Origin of the sequence: Pararhodobacter sp., from assembly GCF_034676075.1 — a bacterium.
Taxonomy (GTDB): Bacteria; Pseudomonadota; Alphaproteobacteria; order Rhodobacterales; family Rhodobacteraceae; genus Pararhodobacter.
This window is the reverse complement of sequence record NZ_JAUCCQ010000015.1, coordinates 21,063-35,331: the sequence shown is the minus strand read 5'-3', so window position 1 is coordinate 35,331 and position 14,269 is coordinate 21,063. Positions and strand designations below refer to the sequence as shown.

Below are 14,269 nucleotides of genomic sequence, written 5' to 3'. Positions count from 1 at the left end.
AAATCTGCACGAACCGCGCGGGGCATCTGCACGGGGCAAGGGCCAGGGTGAGGCGATCCACCTTGACCCGGAGCCTTTCATGCAGACCCCTGTTTCCCTCCTCGCGCGGTTGGCCGCGCTGGCCATTCTTGTCCTTCTCGGCGATTTCCTCTTCTGGCGGCAGGCTCCCGGCCTGTCGCTGGCGCTGTACGCCTTTGCCATCTTCGTTGCCGCCAGCTGGTCGGTCCGTCCGCTCAGCCGTCTTGTCGGTCCCGGCCTGCTGCTTCTCGCCGCCGCGCTGCCGGTGATCGAGATGCTTCAGGCGCTGTCGTTCGCCTTCCTCGCCGCCGGGCTGATCGTGGCGCTGGCCTGGGTGCATGGCCCGCTGCGCGCCGCGCTCGGCTATGCGCTGGCCCTGCCCGGGCGCTGGCTGGCGCCGCTCGATCCCGGGCGGAGCCTGCGTGCCATCCGCGCCCTGCCGACCGAGGCCGGGGCGATCCGCCGGCAAGTAGCGCTCTGGGCCTTTCCGCTGGGGGGCAGCGCCGTGTTCATCGCGCTGCTGATGGATGCGAACCCGGTGCTGTCGCAGCTTCTCTCGCTGGATCTGGACCTTTTCGCCGCGCTGGAGCGGGGGCTCTTCTGGGGCGGAACCGCGCTGCTGGTCGCGCCCCTCCTGACCCCCGGGCCCGCGGCAACCGCCCCTCAGCTGCGCTTGCCTGGCAGCGGGCTCAGCGCGGGGTCGGTGATCCGGGCGCTGATCCTCTTCAACCTGGTGATCGGCGTGCAGACCCTGACCGACCTGTCGATCCTGATCGCAGGCGCCGACCTGCCCGAGGGGATGAGCTTTGCCGATTACGCCCATCGCGGCGCCTATCCGCTGCTGGCCACCGCCATGCTGGCTGGGGCCTTCGCGCTGGCCGCCCGTCCGTTTCTGTCGGCGCATCCGGCGGTCAAGCCGCTGCTGGGGCTGTGGCTGGGGCAGAACATGGTGCTGTGCGGTGCCGCGGCGCTGCGGCTTGACCTTTATATTGAGGCCTACGGGCTGACCTATCTGCGCCTGCATGCGCTGATCTGGATGGCGCTGGTGGCGGCGGGGCTGGGGCTCTGCCTGTGGCAGGTGCTGGCCGGGCGCGGCAATCTCTGGCTGCTGGTCCGGGCCGGGGGGCTGGGGCTCGCGACGCTCTATGTCGCCTGTTTCGTCAATTTCGCCGGGATCATCGCCGCGCAGAACCTTGCCCACCCCAACGCCGACCCGAATTACGTTTGCGATCTGGGGCCGATGGCGTCGCTGGCCTGGGCCGAGGCCGAGAACGCGCCGCCCCCCGGCTTCCGCCTGGGCAGCTGCAGCGCCAGGCACGAACCCGTGACCCGGGGCTGGCGGGATTGGGGCTTTCGGGCCTGGCGGCTGCGCCATACTCTTCAGGCGTTGGAGGCTGCGGCATGAAGATCCTGATCGTCGATGACGACCCCCGGTTGCGCGACCTGCTCAGGCTGGCGCTGGAACGCGCGGGGCATGCGGTGGTGACCGCGGGCGACGGGCGCGCGGCGCTGGCGGCGGTGACGCGTGAGGGGCCGGATCTGGTGATCCTGGACGTCGGCCTGCCCGAGATGGACGGGTTCGAGGCCTGCCGCCGGATCCGCGCCACGTCCGAGGTGCCGATCCTGTTCCTGACCGCCCGCGACGATGAAATCGACCGCGTGCTGGGGCTGGAACTGGGGGCCGACGATTACGTGACGAAGCCCTTCAGCCCGCGCGAGGTGGTGGCCCGCGTCCGCGCCATCCTCAAGCGCGCGGGCGGCGCGCCGGGGCAGCGGCTGGCGCTGGGCGGGCTGGTGCTGGATCTGGAGGCGCGGCAATGCCGGGCCGAGGGGGTGGAGGTGCCGCTCACCGCCACCGAGTTCCAGATCCTCGCGCAATTGATGGCGGCGCCCGGGCGGCTGGTCACGCGCCCGGTTCTGGTCGCCGCGCTCTGGGGCGCGCGCAGCGCCGTCTCGGACCGGACGCTGGACAGCCACCTGAGGAACCTGCGCCGCAAGCTGGCCGAGGCTGGCTGCGAAGGGATGCTGGAAACTGTCCACGGGCAGGGGATCCGCACGGGGGTCCGCGCGTGACGTCGCGCTGGCGGCCGTCCTTGGCCTTCGTGCTGGGGGGCGGGCTGGCGGGGACGCTGGCGCTGTCCTTCTTCGGGCTGGTGGCGTTGCGCTACCTTGGCCCCGCCATCGGTTTTCGCCATGCCGAGATGATCCTGGCGACGCTGATCGCGCTGGGCACCGGCGGGATCGGCTGGCTGCAATGGCGGCTGCTGTTGCGCCCGACGCTGGCCTTGGAGGCCTATGCCGAAGCGCAGGAAAGCGCCGCCACGCCCGAACGCCCCCGGCATTTCGGCACGCGCGAGACCTACCGCACCGGCCAGCGGGTCATCGCCATGGCCGAGGCGCTGAGGGACCGCGAGGCGACGATCCGCGCCCATACCGACCATGTGACGCATGAGCTGAAGACCCCGGTTTCGGCGATCCGCGCGGCGGTGGAACTGCTGGAGGACGGCGGCGGGCTGGGGGAGGACGACCGGGCGCTGGTGGCGCAGATCGACGGCGCCCGGGCGCAGATCGAGGCGCAGCTGGCAGCGTTGCGGCGCGCGGCGCAGGCGCGGGAGGTGCGGTATCTGGGGGTCTCGCAGCTGGGCGAGGTGGTGCCAGAGCTGGCGGCGGATTTCCCCGAGCTGGCGGTCGAGGTCGCCGCCGATGGTGTGGTGCCGCTGGCGGCCGAGGGGCTGCGGATCGTGCTGGGCCAGCTTTTGCGCAACGCGGCGGAGCATGGCGCGGGACGGGTGGTGCTGAGCGCGGGGGCCGAGCCCGGGCCTTGGGTCGAGGTGGCGGATGACGGCCGCGGGATCTCGGTCGGGAATGCCTCGCGCGTGTTCGACCCGTTCTTCACCACGCGGAGGGACGAAGGCGGGACCGGCATGGGCCTCTCGGTCGTGCGCAACCTGCTCGAGGCGCATCGGGCCGGGATCATGCTGTTGCCTTCGGACAGGGGCGCGCGGTTCAGGATCGAGTTTCGGGGATAGCTTACTGTCCCGCCCGGCGGCACGCCGGGCAGCGCCCGCACCGCCCCCCCCCGGGGCGGGCGCCGCCCTCAGCGCCTCAGCTCGTCAGGCCCCCACATCCTTGGCCAGCACCAGCGCCCGGCCCTCGCAGATCAGCGTGCCGTCCGGAAGGCGGCAGGTCGTCGCCAGATCCACCAGGTGCTTGTCGGGCCGCAGCCGGGTGATCTCGACCCGCGCGGTCAGGGGCACGTCCAAGGGCGCCGCGCCGCGGAAATCGAGGCTCTGTTTCAGGTAATTCGTCCCGAACCCGGGCAGCTTCACCCCCAGCAGATAGCTGAACAAGGCGCCGATCAGCGGCTCGGGCACATGGTCCGGCAAGGCCCCCCCGGCCAGAGCCGCGAACTCGGCCATGTCGGCGCCAGAGTACCGGCGCGTCACCTCGGCGAAATCCCCGGGCTTCATGCCAGCACCGCCTTGCCCTGAAAACACACCGCCCCGTCCGCCTGCCGCACCGCGCGCATCGCGACCTCCGGCGCCTCGCCCTCGACCGTCAGAACCAGCGTTTCGCCGGTATAGGCGGGGTTCGGAAACATCATCTCCTGCATCGAATGCCCCCGCCCGGGATGCGCCGCGCGCACCATCGCCCAGAGCCGCGAATAGATCAGCATCCCGTGGCTGACCGTGCGGCCGAAGCGGGTGCGGGCGCTGAAATCGGGGTCCACATGGATCGGGTTGTCATCGCCCGAGACGCGGGCAAAGGCGTCGAACTCGGCCTGCGTGGGGGTCCAGAGCGTTTCGGTCACAGCAGTTTCCTCAAGTCGGGTTTGCGGACCTTCCCGGCGGCGGTGCGGGGGAAATCCTCGACCACATGGAAGGCCTTGGGCAGCTTGTAGGCGGCGAGCCTTTCGCGCAGCCAGGGGGTGAGCGCGGCGGGGTCGGGCGCCTGTCCCGGCCGCGCGATCAGGAAGGCGACGCCGGTCTCGCCCCAGCGCGCATCCGGCACGCCGATCACCGCGGCCTCCAGAATCGCGGGATGGGTGATGAGGACTTTCTCCACCTCGGCCGGATAGACGTTCTCGCCGCCCGAGATGTACATGTCCTTGATGCGGTCGATGATCCGGTAATAGCCATCGGCGTCCCGCGCCGCGACATCACCCGATTTCAGCCAGCCATCGGCGGTGAAGGCGGCCTCGGTCGCCTGCGGATTGTCCAGATAGCCGGGCGTCACGGTGGGGCCGCGCAACAGCAGCTCGCCCGCCCCGGGTTCGCCCTCCGGCACGCCATCGAGCCGTGCCTCGGTCATCATCTGCGGCTTACCGACGCTGCCGATCTTGGCAATCGCCGCCTCGCGGTCGATCAGGAAGCCGGTGGGGCCCGTCTCGGTCATGCCGAAGCCGTTGCAGATCAGCGCGCCCTTGTCGGCGAAGAAGCGGATCGTGGCCTCGGGCAGGGCCGCGCCTCCGCAGGCCCAGCCCTTGCAGGCGGTCAGGTCCACCTTGGACAGGTCCATCTGCATCAGCGCCTGATAGATCGCCGGGACGCCGAAGAATTGCGTCACCGCGCCATTGGCCATCAGATCAAGCAGCACCGGCGCGTCGAACTTGCGCAAGACCAGTGAGACGCCACCCCAGAGGAACAGCGGCATGGTGAAGAGGTTGATGCCCCCGGTGTGGAACAGAGGCAGGAAATTGACCGTCCGGTCCTGCGCCGTCAGCCCCATGGCCTGGGCGATGTTCACCGCATTCGCCGCCACCATGCGCGGCGTCTGGATCACCGCCTTGGGCGTCCCCGTCGTGCCCGAGGTGAAGAGGACGTACCACGGCAGGTCCTCATCCACCGGGGCGGGGGGCAGGGGGGTGGTATCGGGGATGACCAGCGCCATCGTGGGCAGGCCCAGCTCGGCGGCGGAGCCGGCAAAGGTCTCGTCATGCAGGACCAGCGCCGTGTTGACGCTGGCCACGACCGGCAGCAGTTCCGCTACCGGCTGGCGCCAGTTCAGGGGCGCGAGGATCAGCCCGGCCTTCTGGCAGGCGAAGAGCGCCACAAAGAATTCCGGCCGGTTGTGGCAGAGGATCGCCACGCGCGCGCCCCTCGGCACCCTTTCCAACAGGGCGGCGCCCAGACGGGCCGCGGCCTCGTCCACGCGGGCGAAGGACCAGACGTCGCCGGTCTCATGGTCGATGAAGGCGGGCGCCCCGGGCGAAAGCTGGGCGCGGCGGGCGGAAAGGTCGGGGATCAGGCCCATGTCACGCCCTCTCCAGCGACTGCAGGAAACGGGCCATCCCGGCCCGGACCTCGGGTGCCTCGATCCGCTCCACGAAAGCCGCCAGCTCCGCCGCCAGCGAGGGCGCGGGATCGCGGGCCAGCAGCCGCTTCACCGCCGCCATGCTGCCCGGCTCATGCGCGGCCAGCACCGAGAGCCAACCGGCGATCACCCCGTCCGGGTCGCCGCTGACCGCCTGCGCCAGCCCCAGCGCCTGCGCCTCGCCCGCCGTGACCCGGCCGTTCAGCAGGTGCAGCGCCCGCACCCGGTCGGCGCCGATGCGGTCTGCCAGCATCCCGGTCCAGCCGCCGTCCGGGGCGAAACCGACCACCGCGTACCAGGGCTGGATGAAGGCGCCGGGGGTCATCACCACCAGATCGGCGGCCAGCACCAGCCCCAGCGCGCCGCCGGTCAGCGCGCCCTGTACCCGGGCGATGACCGGGCAGGGCAGGGCGGCCAGCCGCAGGATCGCGTCGTTCAAGGCGCCGACCGTGCGCTGGGCGTAGGCGCGGCCGTTCCCTGCCTCAACCTCGGCGGCAAAGCGCGCCACATCGCCGCCGGTGGAAAAGTTGCGGCCCGCGCCCGATAGGACCAGCGCCCGGGGGCTGCCCAGCCGGTCCAGCGCGGCCAGCAGATCCTCCAGCAATTCCGCGGTCAGCGCGTTCGAGCGCCCCTCACGGTGCAGGGTCAGGCGGGCGACACCAGCCTCCGCTTCCAGCGTCACCAGACTCATGGCTTCAGCCCGCGTTCCAGCATGTCGAAGACCTCCTCGACGATGCGGTCCAGATCCGCCTCGCCCTCCCAGATGCCGAAGCGCTCGCCCAGGGTGATCGCCATGCCCATCAGCGCCCAGGCGCGGATTTCGGCGTCGCCCTCGCGGATCTCGCCCTCGCGCACGGCGGCGGCGAGGTTCTGGCCATAGCCCCGGGCGAAGGTGGTGTAATACTGGCGATAGGCATCGGGGGCGACGAAGCGCGCCTCCATGACGATGTTATAGAGTGTGGGGCGGGTGCCGACGAAGCCCAGGAACGCCCTGAGCCCCCGGCGTTCGGCGGTCAGGCGGTCGGGGGCATCGGCCACGGCCTCGGCCAGAAAGGCGCGGGTCAGCTTGCCCATCTCGATGACCAATTCGCGGAAAACTTCGTCCTTGGACTGGAAATAGATGTAGAACGTGCCCTGCGCGATCCCCGCCCGGCGGGTGATGTCGGCGATCGAGGCGGCGGCGAAGCCGAGTTCGCCGATCACCGCCTCGGCCGCGCGGAGGATCCCCTCGCGCGTGTCCTGCCCGCGACGGGTGCGCGGGCGGCTGGCGACGGGGCGGCGGGCGGCTGGGTCGGTCATCGGCACTCCTGACACCTGAATCAGTCGTCATATTGAAAGCGGAGGAAAATCTGTCAAGTCCCTTCCGGGTTTGCCCTGCATCAAGGCGGGACGCAGGAATGGCGCCATCCTTAGGGCCGAGGTGTGCCATGCTGAAACTGACGCTCTCTGCCTTGCTGGTCCTGCTGCTTCTGGCCGGTGCCGGACTGGCGCTGCTGGCGATCCGCGATTCCCGCGAGGCGGGGCGCGTCACCCGGCAGCTGCTGGACCGGCGCGACCCGGCGCCGCCGCGCTTCGATCCGGCGATGCTGGACGGCCTGCCCGAGGTCGCGCGCCGCTACCTGAGCCGCGCCATCGCGCCCGGAACGCCGCTGTCCCGCGTTGTCGAGCTGCGGATGGAAGGGGAGTTCCTGTTGAACGGCAGCCCGCTGGCGATGCGCGCCACCCAGGTGTTGCAGGCGCCCGAGGCTTTCGTCTGGCAGGCGGGATTCGGCCGCGGATTGCTCAGGATCGGCGGGTCCGACGGGCTGGCGGGCGCCGAGAGCTGGACGCGCTTCGGGCTTTACGGCCTGCTGCCGGTGGCGCGGGTGGGCGGCACTGCCGATCACCGCCGTTCGGCCGCGACAAGGGCGCTGATGGAATCGGTCTGGGCCCCCGCCGCTTTGCTGCCCCTGTTCGGCGCCCGCTGGGAGGAAACCGGGCCCGACAGCGCCCGAGTCTCGCTCCCCGGGCGGGAGCCGATGGACATGAGTCTGGCGCCGGACGGGACGATCCAGAGCCTCACGGCGCTGCGCTGGTCTGACGCCAATCCCGAGCACCGTTATCGGCTGCAGCCCTTCGGCGGGCGGATCCTCGAAAGCCGCACCATCGACGGCTTCACCATCCCGACCCGGGTCGAGCTGGGCAACCATTGGGGCACGCCCGATTTCGACGGCTTCTTCCGCGCCACGATCACCTCGGCGCGCTGGTGAAAGAAACCGACCAACCGGTATGGAAACTGTGTTAGGATCAGCCCGACCACGGACGGGAGGATTCGATGGACGAGCGGGTGACGGTGCTGGCGAGCACCTCGAAAGGGTTGTTCCTGATCGATTCGGACGGCGCGCGGCAGGAGTGGACGGTGAGCGGCCCGTTCTGCGACGGCTGGCCGGTGAACCATGCCACGGGCGATCCGCAGACCGGCACGATCTGGGCCGCGGCAGGCGGCGAATGGCAGGGCGTGGCGGTCTGGAAATCCCCGGACCACGGCCAGAACTGGAGCCATGCGCAGCTGTCCAACGGCAAGATGGACGACTTCCTGGCTGCCGATGAGAATTTCCGCAAGATGCTGGGCCGCGGCCCCAACCCGGACGCGCCCTTCAAGGGGCAGATGAACGCGATCTGGGTGCTGTCGAAGGTGGGCGACACGCTCTATGCCGGGGCCCGCCCCGCCGCGCTTTATGCCAGCAAGGACGAGGGCGCGACCTGGGCGCGAGTCGAGGGGCTGACCAATCACCCCTCTGCCGACAGCTGGGAGCCGGGCGGTGCGGGTCTGGTGCTGCACACGATTCTGGGCGAGGGCGAGAAGCTCTGGGTGGCGATCTCGGCCGCCGGGGTCTTTGCCTCGGAGGACGGCGGCGCGACCTGGGAACGGCGCAACCGGCGCACCAATCAGGCGACGACGCCCGACCCGTTCACCGGCGAATGCGCCAAGGATGTCGGGCAATGCGTGCACAACATGGTGCGGTCGGCCGATGGGCGGGTGATCTACATGCAGAACCACAACGGCGTCTTCCGCTCGCGCGATGAGGGGCGGTCCTGGGACGAGATCACCGAAGGCCTGCCGTCGAATTTCGGCTTCCCGGTGGCGGTGCATCCGCAGGACCCCGACACGCTCTATGTCCTGCCGCTGAGCGAATGGGGAGGGCGTACCCCGCCCGAGGGCAAGGCCACGGTCTGGCGCTCGCGGCAGGCGGGCGAGGGGTGGGAACCGATGCGCGCGGGACTGCCGGACGACGCCTATTTCACCGTGCTGCGGCAGGCGATGGCGACCGACAAGGCCGAGAAGGCGGGGATTTACTTCGGCACCAATTCGGGGAGCGTCTTTGCCTCGGTGGACGATGGCGAGACCTGGCAGGAGATCGCCCGCCACCTGCCCACCGTGCTGGGCGTCGAGGTGATGCACCGGCGCTGAAGAGGATGGGTCAACCTGCGCCGAAGGGCGCGGAACGACCCATCCTACGGCTCCACCGCGCCGGCGATGCTGCGGGGCCGCCGCGACGGGCTGAGCAGGATCGCCCCCAGCACCAGCCCGCAGGCGATCCATTGCCGCGGGCCCAGCGCCTCGCCGAAGGCGAACCAGCCGATGGCGAACATCACCGGCAATTCGACGCTGCCCGCCACGGCGGTGCGGGCGGTGCCGACCATGGGCGAACAGATGGTGTAGAGGAGTTGCGGGATCAGCGCCGTGCCCAGCCCGATGCCCGCGACCATGGCCCAGCCCTCGGCGCCCGACGGCACCAGCGCGGTAAGCGGCGTGGCCAGCGCCAAGGGCGCGAGGCCCAGCACCGAGCCGGCCGAGACGATGCCGATGCGGACCAGCGCCGGAACCTCGGGCAGGCGGTGGACCAGCACCGCGATCCCGAGCCCGAATCCTGCGGGCGCCGCCAGCGACATCAGAAGCGCGGGCAGGTGCTGCGGTTCGACATTGCCCGGGCCGGTGACCAGCGCCGCGGCGCCCAGGATCACCAGCGCGGCGATGATCGCCCGGGCCTGCGGCCGTTCACCGAACAGCGCCCAGGCGAAGGCCAGCGCGAAGGCGGGATAGGTCATGTAGAGGACACCGGCGGTCGAGACCGGCACCACCTCGACCGCGCGGACATAGGCGGCCCAGCCCAGCCCCATCAGCAGCCCCGCCGCCAGCCCCCAGACCAGCACCCGCCCCCGATGCCGCCAGCGCCAGGCCAGCGGCGCCAGCAGGAGCGTGGCCAGCGTGTAGCGGTAAAGCGCCACGGCATGCGGGGCCATGCCCTGATCGGTCAGCGACCGGGCGAAAAGCGGCACCAGCCCAAAGCCGATCGAGGCGAGGATCACGCCCAGAAGGGCAAGATTCGGATGGCGCTGCATCCCCCGGGTCTATCAGCGCGCACCCGGTCCGTACAGGATCGTGGCCGACTTAGGCGTCTGCGCTCAGCCTTGCGCATTCTCCAGCAGGATCGGCTGGCCATGCGGCGTGGCATGCGCGGCCTCTTCCCACAGATGCGCCAGCGCCGCGACCTCGGGCGGCAGGGCGACACCCAGACCGGCCAGCAGTTTCTCCAGCGTCACCAGCCAGGCTTCCCAATAGGGCGTGCCGCGGGCGATCTCGGCCCCCAGCGCGCGGGTCCAGTCGGGCCAGGTGAAGACGCCCGCATCGGCCAGCGCCACGGTCACGCCGAAGAGCTGCGCCTGCCAGGGGGCCTGGAACGGGGCGTGGTCGGGGGTGAGGGGCTCAGGCGTGGTCAAGATACCCCTCCCAGAGGTCGGCGCTGATCGTCAGGCCGGGTTCGCTGTCGGCGCCCCAGACCTCGGCCGCGTCGAAGACGACGGTATAGAGGCGCTGCGGCTTCTCGCCAAGGCCATGGGCGTTGCTGTCGGGCAGCACGAAGCCGCCGTGTTCGGAGTCGATGACGCCCTCCTTGCCGGTCAGATAGATCGGCAGACGGGTGTGGCCCCGGGGATGGGCGTTCTTCGCCCGCACCCGCTGGCCCACGGCGAAGCGCGGCGCTTTGTCCACCTGCCGGTCGCAGGGCGCGCCCCGGGCGAGGACGGCGGGCACCCGCTCGGCGCTCAGGCGGCGGGCATCGGCCGGGCCTTCGGGCGCGTGACCCATGGCCAGCTCATCGGGTGTGATCAGGCCGTGGCGGGTCAGCAGCACCTCCAGCGCCCGGATCCAGATCTCGTAATAAGTGGCGGCGTAATAGGTGGCGGGCGGCAGGCATTCCCGCGCGTGGCGGCTTTCGTCCAGGTTCCAGCGGCCGAGCGCCCCGCAGGCCAGCACCACACCCAGCGCGCGGGCCTCCCAAGGGGCGTGAAACCAGGGCTCGTCGGCCTCGGGCAGGACCGGGCCGAAACCCATCTTGCCGCCAAGGTCATGCGGGCCGTTCATGCCGGAACCCGGGCGAGGCCGGTGCCGATCATGCTTTCGCGGGTGACGAGCTCGGCCAGTTGCTCCGCCGACCAGCCCTCGGTCCCCTCGGGGCGCATCGGGACGACCAGATAGCGCAGCTCGGCGGTGGAATCCCAGACGCGCAGCTTGGTGCCCTCGGGCAGGTCCAGCCCGAATTCGGCCAGCACGGCGCGCGGCTCGATCACCACGCGCGAGCGGTAGGCGGGGGATTTGTACCACACCGGCGGCAGGCCCAGCAGGCTCCACGGATAGCAGGAGCACAGCGTGCAGACGATGACATGATGCTGGTCCGGCGTGTTGAAGACGGCGCGCACATGCTCGCCCTGACGGCCGGTAAAGCCCATCGAGGCGACGGCCGCGGTCGCGTCGCGCTCCAGCCACTCGGCGAAGGCGGGATCGGTCCAGGCCCGGGCCACGACCGAGGCGCCGTTCTGCGGGCCGACCTTCTCGGCATAGGTCTCGATGATCGCATCGACCGCTGCGGTCTCGATCAGGCCCTTGCGGGTCAGGATCGTCTCCAGCGCCCGGACACGGGCATCCATCGGGTCGAGGTGGTTGTCGTGATCGTGGGGCATGGCGGCTCCTTGGGCAGCGGCCTACGTTAGGCGAAAGGCGCGCGCGCGCAAGCCCCGCAAGGGGCTTGTGGGATGCGTGGAATCTGGCAGGCTCGCATCAGGGGTCGCGCAAGGGGATCGACGCAATGCCCGACGTCTTCGACTTTCCCGCCGCGCTGGCGCAGGCCCAGACACCGGCCGCCGCCTGCGCCGAGCTGCTGTCCTGGTCCGAGCCGCACGGTTTCTCGATCTATGCCATCGGCGCCGCGCCGCATCCCGATGCGCCCTATCCCACGCAATTCATGGTCACCAACTGGCCGCAGGCCTGGCAGAGCGCCTATTACGACCGGCAGTTCGGCGACCGCGACCCGACGCTCAGGGCGATGAAGGCGCTGGGCCGCCCGTTCAGCATCTCGGACCTGCGGGCCGGGCGCTGCGGCTTCTTGCCCGGTGCCGCCGAGCGCGAGGTGCTCGATTTCGCCGCCGGTCTCGGCTACCCCGAGGGCTTTCTGGTGCCGGTCTACCGCGCCAATGGCTACCGCGGCTTTTCGGTGCTGGCCGGGAATGCACCCGACCCCGGGCCCGCGCTGCGCGCCCGGCTGCAATTCCTGCTGGAACATGCCCATGACCGGCTGCGGGTGCTGGTGGCGCAGCAACTGGACGAGAACGCCCTGCTGACCCCGCGTGAGGTGCAGATCCTGTCGCTGGCGCGGCTGGGGCAGGGCGATGCCGATATCGCCCGGCAGGCGGCGATCAGCATCCGCACGGTGCGCTTCCATTTCGACAACGCCCGCCGCAAGCTGGCCGCCCGCTCGCGGTCCGAGGCGATCGCCATCGCCGTGGAACAGCATCTTTTGCCCGTGTGACCTGTCACAAGTCACAGTTGTCTCAGCGTCAACCCGCGCTAGGCTGACCCCATTCAGATAGACATTTCTGCAAGGTACGGGACGGTGCAACCCGCGCCGTCCCGTTTTTCCTTTCGCTTCAGGCAGCGGCCAGCGCCGTCTCGGGCCGCCGCGGACGGCTGCGCAGCAGGATCGTCACCATCACCCCGATGTTCAGCGCGTTCCAGGCGATTCCGTTCAGGAAGGCCAGCTGATAAGAGCCGCTCGCGTCATAGATCCAGCCCGACATCCAGCCGCCCAGCGCCATGCCCAGGATCGTCGCCATGATGACGAAGCCGACCCGCGCCCCGGCCTCGCGCGCGGGCAGGTATTCGCGGATGATGATGGCATAGGCGGGCACGATGCCGCCCTGGCTCAGGCCGAAGATCAGGCTCACGACATAAAGCGAGGCCAGCCCGTCGAAGGGCAGGTACAGGATCAGCCCGACCATCTGCCCGATCGAGCCGATCAGCAGCGTCGGAATGCCGCCCAGCCGGTCCATGACGAAGCCCGAGACCAGACGCGAGGCGACGCCCCCCATCAGCATGAGGCTGAGCATCTCGGCCCCCACCGCGGGGCCATAGCCGAGGTCGACGCAGAAGGCGACGATATGCACCTGCGGCATCGACATGGCGACGCAGCAGGCCACGCCTGCCAGCGCCAGCAGCCAGGTCATCATTCGTGGCGACCAGGGCACCTCGCGCAGCGCCCGGCCGGTGGCCTGGGCGGCGGCGGTCAGGCTTTCGGCGGGCAGGCGGCGGCGCAGGAACAGCGAGGCGGGGATGATCAGCAGCGGCACCAGCAGGGCCAGCAGCCAGCAGACGCCGCGCCAGCCGCTCTCGGCCAGGACGCCCGACAGCGCCAGCGGCCAGATCGCGCCCGCCAGGTAATTGCCGCTGGCGGCGATGCCCACGGCGATCCCCCGGCGGCGGCGGAACCAGAGCGAGATATCGGCCATCAGCGGCGCGAAGAAGGCCGCGGCGCCCAGCCCGATCACCGCCTGCCCCGCCGCCAGCGTCGCCATCGAGGGGCTGATCGCCGCCAGAACGTAGCCCAGCGCGGTCAACAGCGCCGCGGCCATCAGCACCGGGATGACGCCGAAGCGGTCCAGCAGCCGGCCCCAGACCACATTGCCCAGCGCATAGCCGGTCATGGTCAGCGTATAGGGCAACGAGGCCGCGCCCCGCCCGCCGCCGAACTCGGCCTGGACCGCCGGCATGAGGGCGATGATCGACCACATGCCGACGCTGCCGACGGTCGAGATCGACAGCGACAGCGCGAGGCGCGCCCAGGAATAGCGGGAGTCGAGGATCGGGTTCATGCCGGGCAGACTAGGGCCCGTCCGGCCTTGCTGCCAGTGAAAACTTTACAGGTTAAAGGCCCGCCAGCAGCCCGGGCAGGGCGGCCAGATCGCCCAGCACATGATGCGGCCTGCCGAAGAGCCGGTCCATCGGCACCCCGTCGCGGTTGACCCAGGCGGTGGTGAAGCCGAAAGCCGCCCCGGCGCAGGCATCCCAGCCATTGGACGAGACGAACAGCACCTCCTCTGGCTCCAGTCCCAGCCCGGCGCCGACCAGCTCGTAGACCCGGTCATGCGGCTTGAAGACGCCGACGCTTTCGACCGAATAAAGCGCCTCGAACACGCCCTGCAGCCCGGCCGAGGTGACCGCCCCTTCCAGCATCCCCGGCGAGCCGTTGGACAGGATGGCCAGCCGCTGCCCCTGACCGGCCAGCGCCGCCAGCATGGCCGGGACCTCGGGGAATGCCGCCAGCTGCCAGTACAGCGCCAGCAGCCGCTCGCGCAGGGCGGGGTCCGACAGCCCCGCCTTTTCCAGCGCCCAGTCGAGCCCGTCCTGGGTCACCTGCCAGAAATCGGCATGATGCCCGGCCACCGCCCTGAGCCAGGTGTATTCCAGCTGCTTGCGGCGCCAGTCGGCGGCGATCTCGGGCCAGCGCGCCGCCCAGGCCTCGGCCCTCGCTTCGCCCGCCGCGATCCGCGCCGCCGCGCCCACGTCAAAGAGCGTGCCATAGGCGTCGAAGACGCAGGCCCTGATCCGGTTCTTGCTCATGCTAGC

The 14,269-nt window shown here is 70.5% G+C and carries 17 protein-coding genes; 6 read left to right on the top strand and 11 right to left on the bottom strand.

Going from position 1 to position 14,269, the window contains the following annotated elements; all coding sequences use genetic code 11:
* The first annotated feature begins 79 nt into the window (after positions 1-79).
* The 3 genes from VDQ18_RS07530 to VDQ18_RS07520 are packed head-to-tail and all read left to right on the top strand — an operon-like array spanning position 80 to position 3,047.
* Positions 80-1,423 carry a DUF4173 domain-containing protein gene (locus VDQ18_RS07530; protein ID WP_323020361.1) on the top strand — a complete coding sequence of 448 codons (1,344 nt, stop codon included), beginning with the start codon at positions 80-82 and terminating at the stop codon, positions 1,421-1,423.
* A complete protein-coding gene (locus tag VDQ18_RS07525; protein WP_323020360.1) occupies positions 1,420-2,091 on the top strand; it encodes a response regulator transcription factor in 672 nt (223 codons plus the stop codon). Before VDQ18_RS07530 ends, VDQ18_RS07525 begins: the two co-directional genes overlap by 4 nt.
* Positions 2,088-3,047, top strand: coding sequence for a HAMP domain-containing sensor histidine kinase (locus tag VDQ18_RS07520; RefSeq protein WP_323020359.1), 960 nt, complete (start codon positions 2,088-2,090; stop codon positions 3,045-3,047). The genes VDQ18_RS07525 and VDQ18_RS07520 overlap by 4 nt, the downstream gene beginning before the upstream one ends.
* An 84-nt stretch (positions 3,048-3,131) precedes the next feature.
* Here the strand turns inward: VDQ18_RS07520 and VDQ18_RS07515 are convergent, their stop codons facing one another.
* Genes VDQ18_RS07515 through VDQ18_RS07495 form a run of 5 tightly spaced genes read right to left on the bottom strand, consistent with a single transcriptional unit; the run spans position 3,132 to position 6,630 of the window.
* Positions 3,132-3,488 (bottom strand): phosphate acetyltransferase, encoded by a 357-nt coding sequence (locus VDQ18_RS07515; protein ID WP_323020358.1) that lies wholly within the window; start codon positions 3,486-3,488, stop codon positions 3,132-3,134.
* Complete coding sequence (locus VDQ18_RS07510; RefSeq protein WP_323020357.1) at positions 3,485-3,829, bottom strand: MaoC/PaaZ C-terminal domain-containing protein; 345 nt, start codon at positions 3,827-3,829, stop codon at positions 3,485-3,487. The genes VDQ18_RS07515 and VDQ18_RS07510 overlap by 4 nt, the downstream gene beginning before the upstream one ends.
* Positions 3,826-5,271, bottom strand: coding sequence for an AMP-binding protein (locus tag VDQ18_RS07505; RefSeq protein ID WP_323020356.1), 1,446 nt, complete (start codon positions 5,269-5,271; stop codon positions 3,826-3,828). Before VDQ18_RS07505 ends, VDQ18_RS07510 begins: the two co-directional genes overlap by 4 nt.
* 1 nt (position 5,272) lies before the next feature.
* Positions 5,273-6,022 (bottom strand): enoyl-CoA hydratase/isomerase family protein, encoded by a 750-nt coding sequence (locus tag VDQ18_RS07500; protein WP_323020355.1) that lies wholly within the window; start codon positions 6,020-6,022, stop codon positions 5,273-5,275.
* The gene (locus VDQ18_RS07495) at positions 6,019-6,630 is read right to left on the bottom strand and encodes a TetR/AcrR family transcriptional regulator (RefSeq protein ID WP_323020354.1); all 612 of its coding nucleotides are present in this window, start codon (positions 6,628-6,630) and stop codon (positions 6,019-6,021) included. Before VDQ18_RS07495 ends, VDQ18_RS07500 begins: the two co-directional genes overlap by 4 nt.
* 128 nt (positions 6,631-6,758) lie before the next feature.
* Between VDQ18_RS07495 and VDQ18_RS07490 the strand changes: the two genes are divergently transcribed.
* Together VDQ18_RS07490 and VDQ18_RS07485 are read left to right on the top strand one after the other, a co-directional pair.
* A complete protein-coding gene (locus VDQ18_RS07490; RefSeq protein ID WP_323020353.1) occupies positions 6,759-7,580 on the top strand; it encodes a DUF6544 family protein in 822 nt (273 codons plus the stop codon).
* A gap of 65 nt (positions 7,581-7,645) precedes the next feature.
* Entirely contained in the window at positions 7,646-8,782 is a 1,137-nt protein-coding gene (locus VDQ18_RS07485; RefSeq protein ID WP_323020352.1) for a sialidase family protein, read from the top strand.
* A 44-nt stretch (positions 8,783-8,826) separates the two neighbouring features.
* Here the strand turns inward: VDQ18_RS07485 and VDQ18_RS07480 are convergent, their stop codons facing one another.
* The 4 genes from VDQ18_RS07480 to nthA form a co-directional block, all read right to left on the bottom strand.
* A complete protein-coding gene (locus VDQ18_RS07480; protein ID WP_323020351.1) occupies positions 8,827-9,714 on the bottom strand; it encodes a DMT family transporter in 888 nt (295 codons plus the stop codon).
* A 63-nt stretch (positions 9,715-9,777) separates the two neighbouring features.
* Entirely contained in the window at positions 9,778-10,092 is a 315-nt protein-coding gene (locus VDQ18_RS07475) for a nitrile hydratase accessory protein (RefSeq protein WP_323020350.1), read from the bottom strand.
* Positions 10,079-10,735, bottom strand: a complete 657-nt coding sequence (gene nthB, locus VDQ18_RS07470; RefSeq protein ID WP_323020349.1) for a nitrile hydratase subunit beta — start codon at positions 10,733-10,735, stop codon at positions 10,079-10,081. Before nthB ends, VDQ18_RS07475 begins: the two co-directional genes overlap by 14 nt.
* Entirely contained in the window at positions 10,732-11,331 is a 600-nt protein-coding gene (gene nthA, locus VDQ18_RS07465) for a nitrile hydratase subunit alpha (protein WP_323020348.1), read from the bottom strand. Before nthA ends, nthB begins: the two co-directional genes overlap by 4 nt.
* Positions 11,332-11,456: 125 nt before the next feature.
* Between nthA and VDQ18_RS07460 the strand changes: the two genes are divergently transcribed.
* Positions 11,457-12,176 (top strand): helix-turn-helix transcriptional regulator, encoded by a 720-nt coding sequence (locus VDQ18_RS07460; protein WP_323020347.1) that lies wholly within the window; start codon positions 11,457-11,459, stop codon positions 12,174-12,176.
* 118 nt (positions 12,177-12,294) lie between these two features.
* Here the strand turns inward: VDQ18_RS07460 and VDQ18_RS07455 are convergent, their stop codons facing one another.
* Both VDQ18_RS07455 and VDQ18_RS07450 read right to left on the bottom strand, forming a co-directional pair.
* Positions 12,295-13,515 (bottom strand): MFS transporter, encoded by a 1,221-nt coding sequence (locus VDQ18_RS07455; RefSeq protein ID WP_323020346.1) that lies wholly within the window; start codon positions 13,513-13,515, stop codon positions 12,295-12,297.
* A 52-nt stretch (positions 13,516-13,567) separates the two neighbouring features.
* On the bottom strand, positions 13,568-14,263 hold the full coding sequence (locus tag VDQ18_RS07450; RefSeq protein ID WP_323020345.1) for a haloacid dehalogenase type II: 696 nt from the start codon (positions 14,261-14,263) through the stop codon (positions 13,568-13,570).
* Positions 14,264-14,269: the final 6 nt, after the last annotated feature.

Coding starts and splice junctions, on each gene's coding strand:
- nthB (WP_323020349.1), bottom strand. CDS start 10,735: ATGAACGGCCCGCATGACCTTGGCGGCAAGATGGGTTTCGGCCCGGTC.
- VDQ18_RS07495 (WP_323020354.1), bottom strand. CDS start 6,630: ATGACCGACCCAGCCGCCCGCCGCCCCGTCGCCAGCCGCCCGCGCACC.
- VDQ18_RS07490 (WP_323020353.1), top strand. CDS start 6,759: ATGCTGAAACTGACGCTCTCTGCCTTGCTGGTCCTGCTGCTTCTGGCC.
- VDQ18_RS07450 (WP_323020345.1), bottom strand. CDS start 14,263: ATGAGCAAGAACCGGATCAGGGCCTGCGTCTTCGACGCCTATGGCACG.
- VDQ18_RS07505 (WP_323020356.1), bottom strand. CDS start 5,271: ATGGGCCTGATCCCCGACCTTTCCGCCCGCCGCGCCCAGCTTTCGCCC.
- VDQ18_RS07485 (WP_323020352.1), top strand. CDS start 7,646: ATGGACGAGCGGGTGACGGTGCTGGCGAGCACCTCGAAAGGGTTGTTC.
- nthA (WP_323020348.1), bottom strand. CDS start 11,331: ATGCCCCACGATCACGACAACCACCTCGACCCGATGGATGCCCGTGTC.
- VDQ18_RS07480 (WP_323020351.1), bottom strand. CDS start 9,714: ATGCAGCGCCATCCGAATCTTGCCCTTCTGGGCGTGATCCTCGCCTCG.
- VDQ18_RS07530 (WP_323020361.1), top strand. CDS start 80: ATGCAGACCCCTGTTTCCCTCCTCGCGCGGTTGGCCGCGCTGGCCATT.
- VDQ18_RS07500 (WP_323020355.1), bottom strand. CDS start 6,022: ATGAGTCTGGTGACGCTGGAAGCGGAGGCTGGTGTCGCCCGCCTGACC.
- VDQ18_RS07455 (WP_323020346.1), bottom strand. CDS start 13,515: ATGAACCCGATCCTCGACTCCCGCTATTCCTGGGCGCGCCTCGCGCTG.
- VDQ18_RS07525 (WP_323020360.1), top strand. CDS start 1,420: ATGAAGATCCTGATCGTCGATGACGACCCCCGGTTGCGCGACCTGCTC.
- VDQ18_RS07460 (WP_323020347.1), top strand. CDS start 11,457: ATGCCCGACGTCTTCGACTTTCCCGCCGCGCTGGCGCAGGCCCAGACA.
- VDQ18_RS07515 (WP_323020358.1), bottom strand. CDS start 3,488: ATGAAGCCCGGGGATTTCGCCGAGGTGACGCGCCGGTACTCTGGCGCC.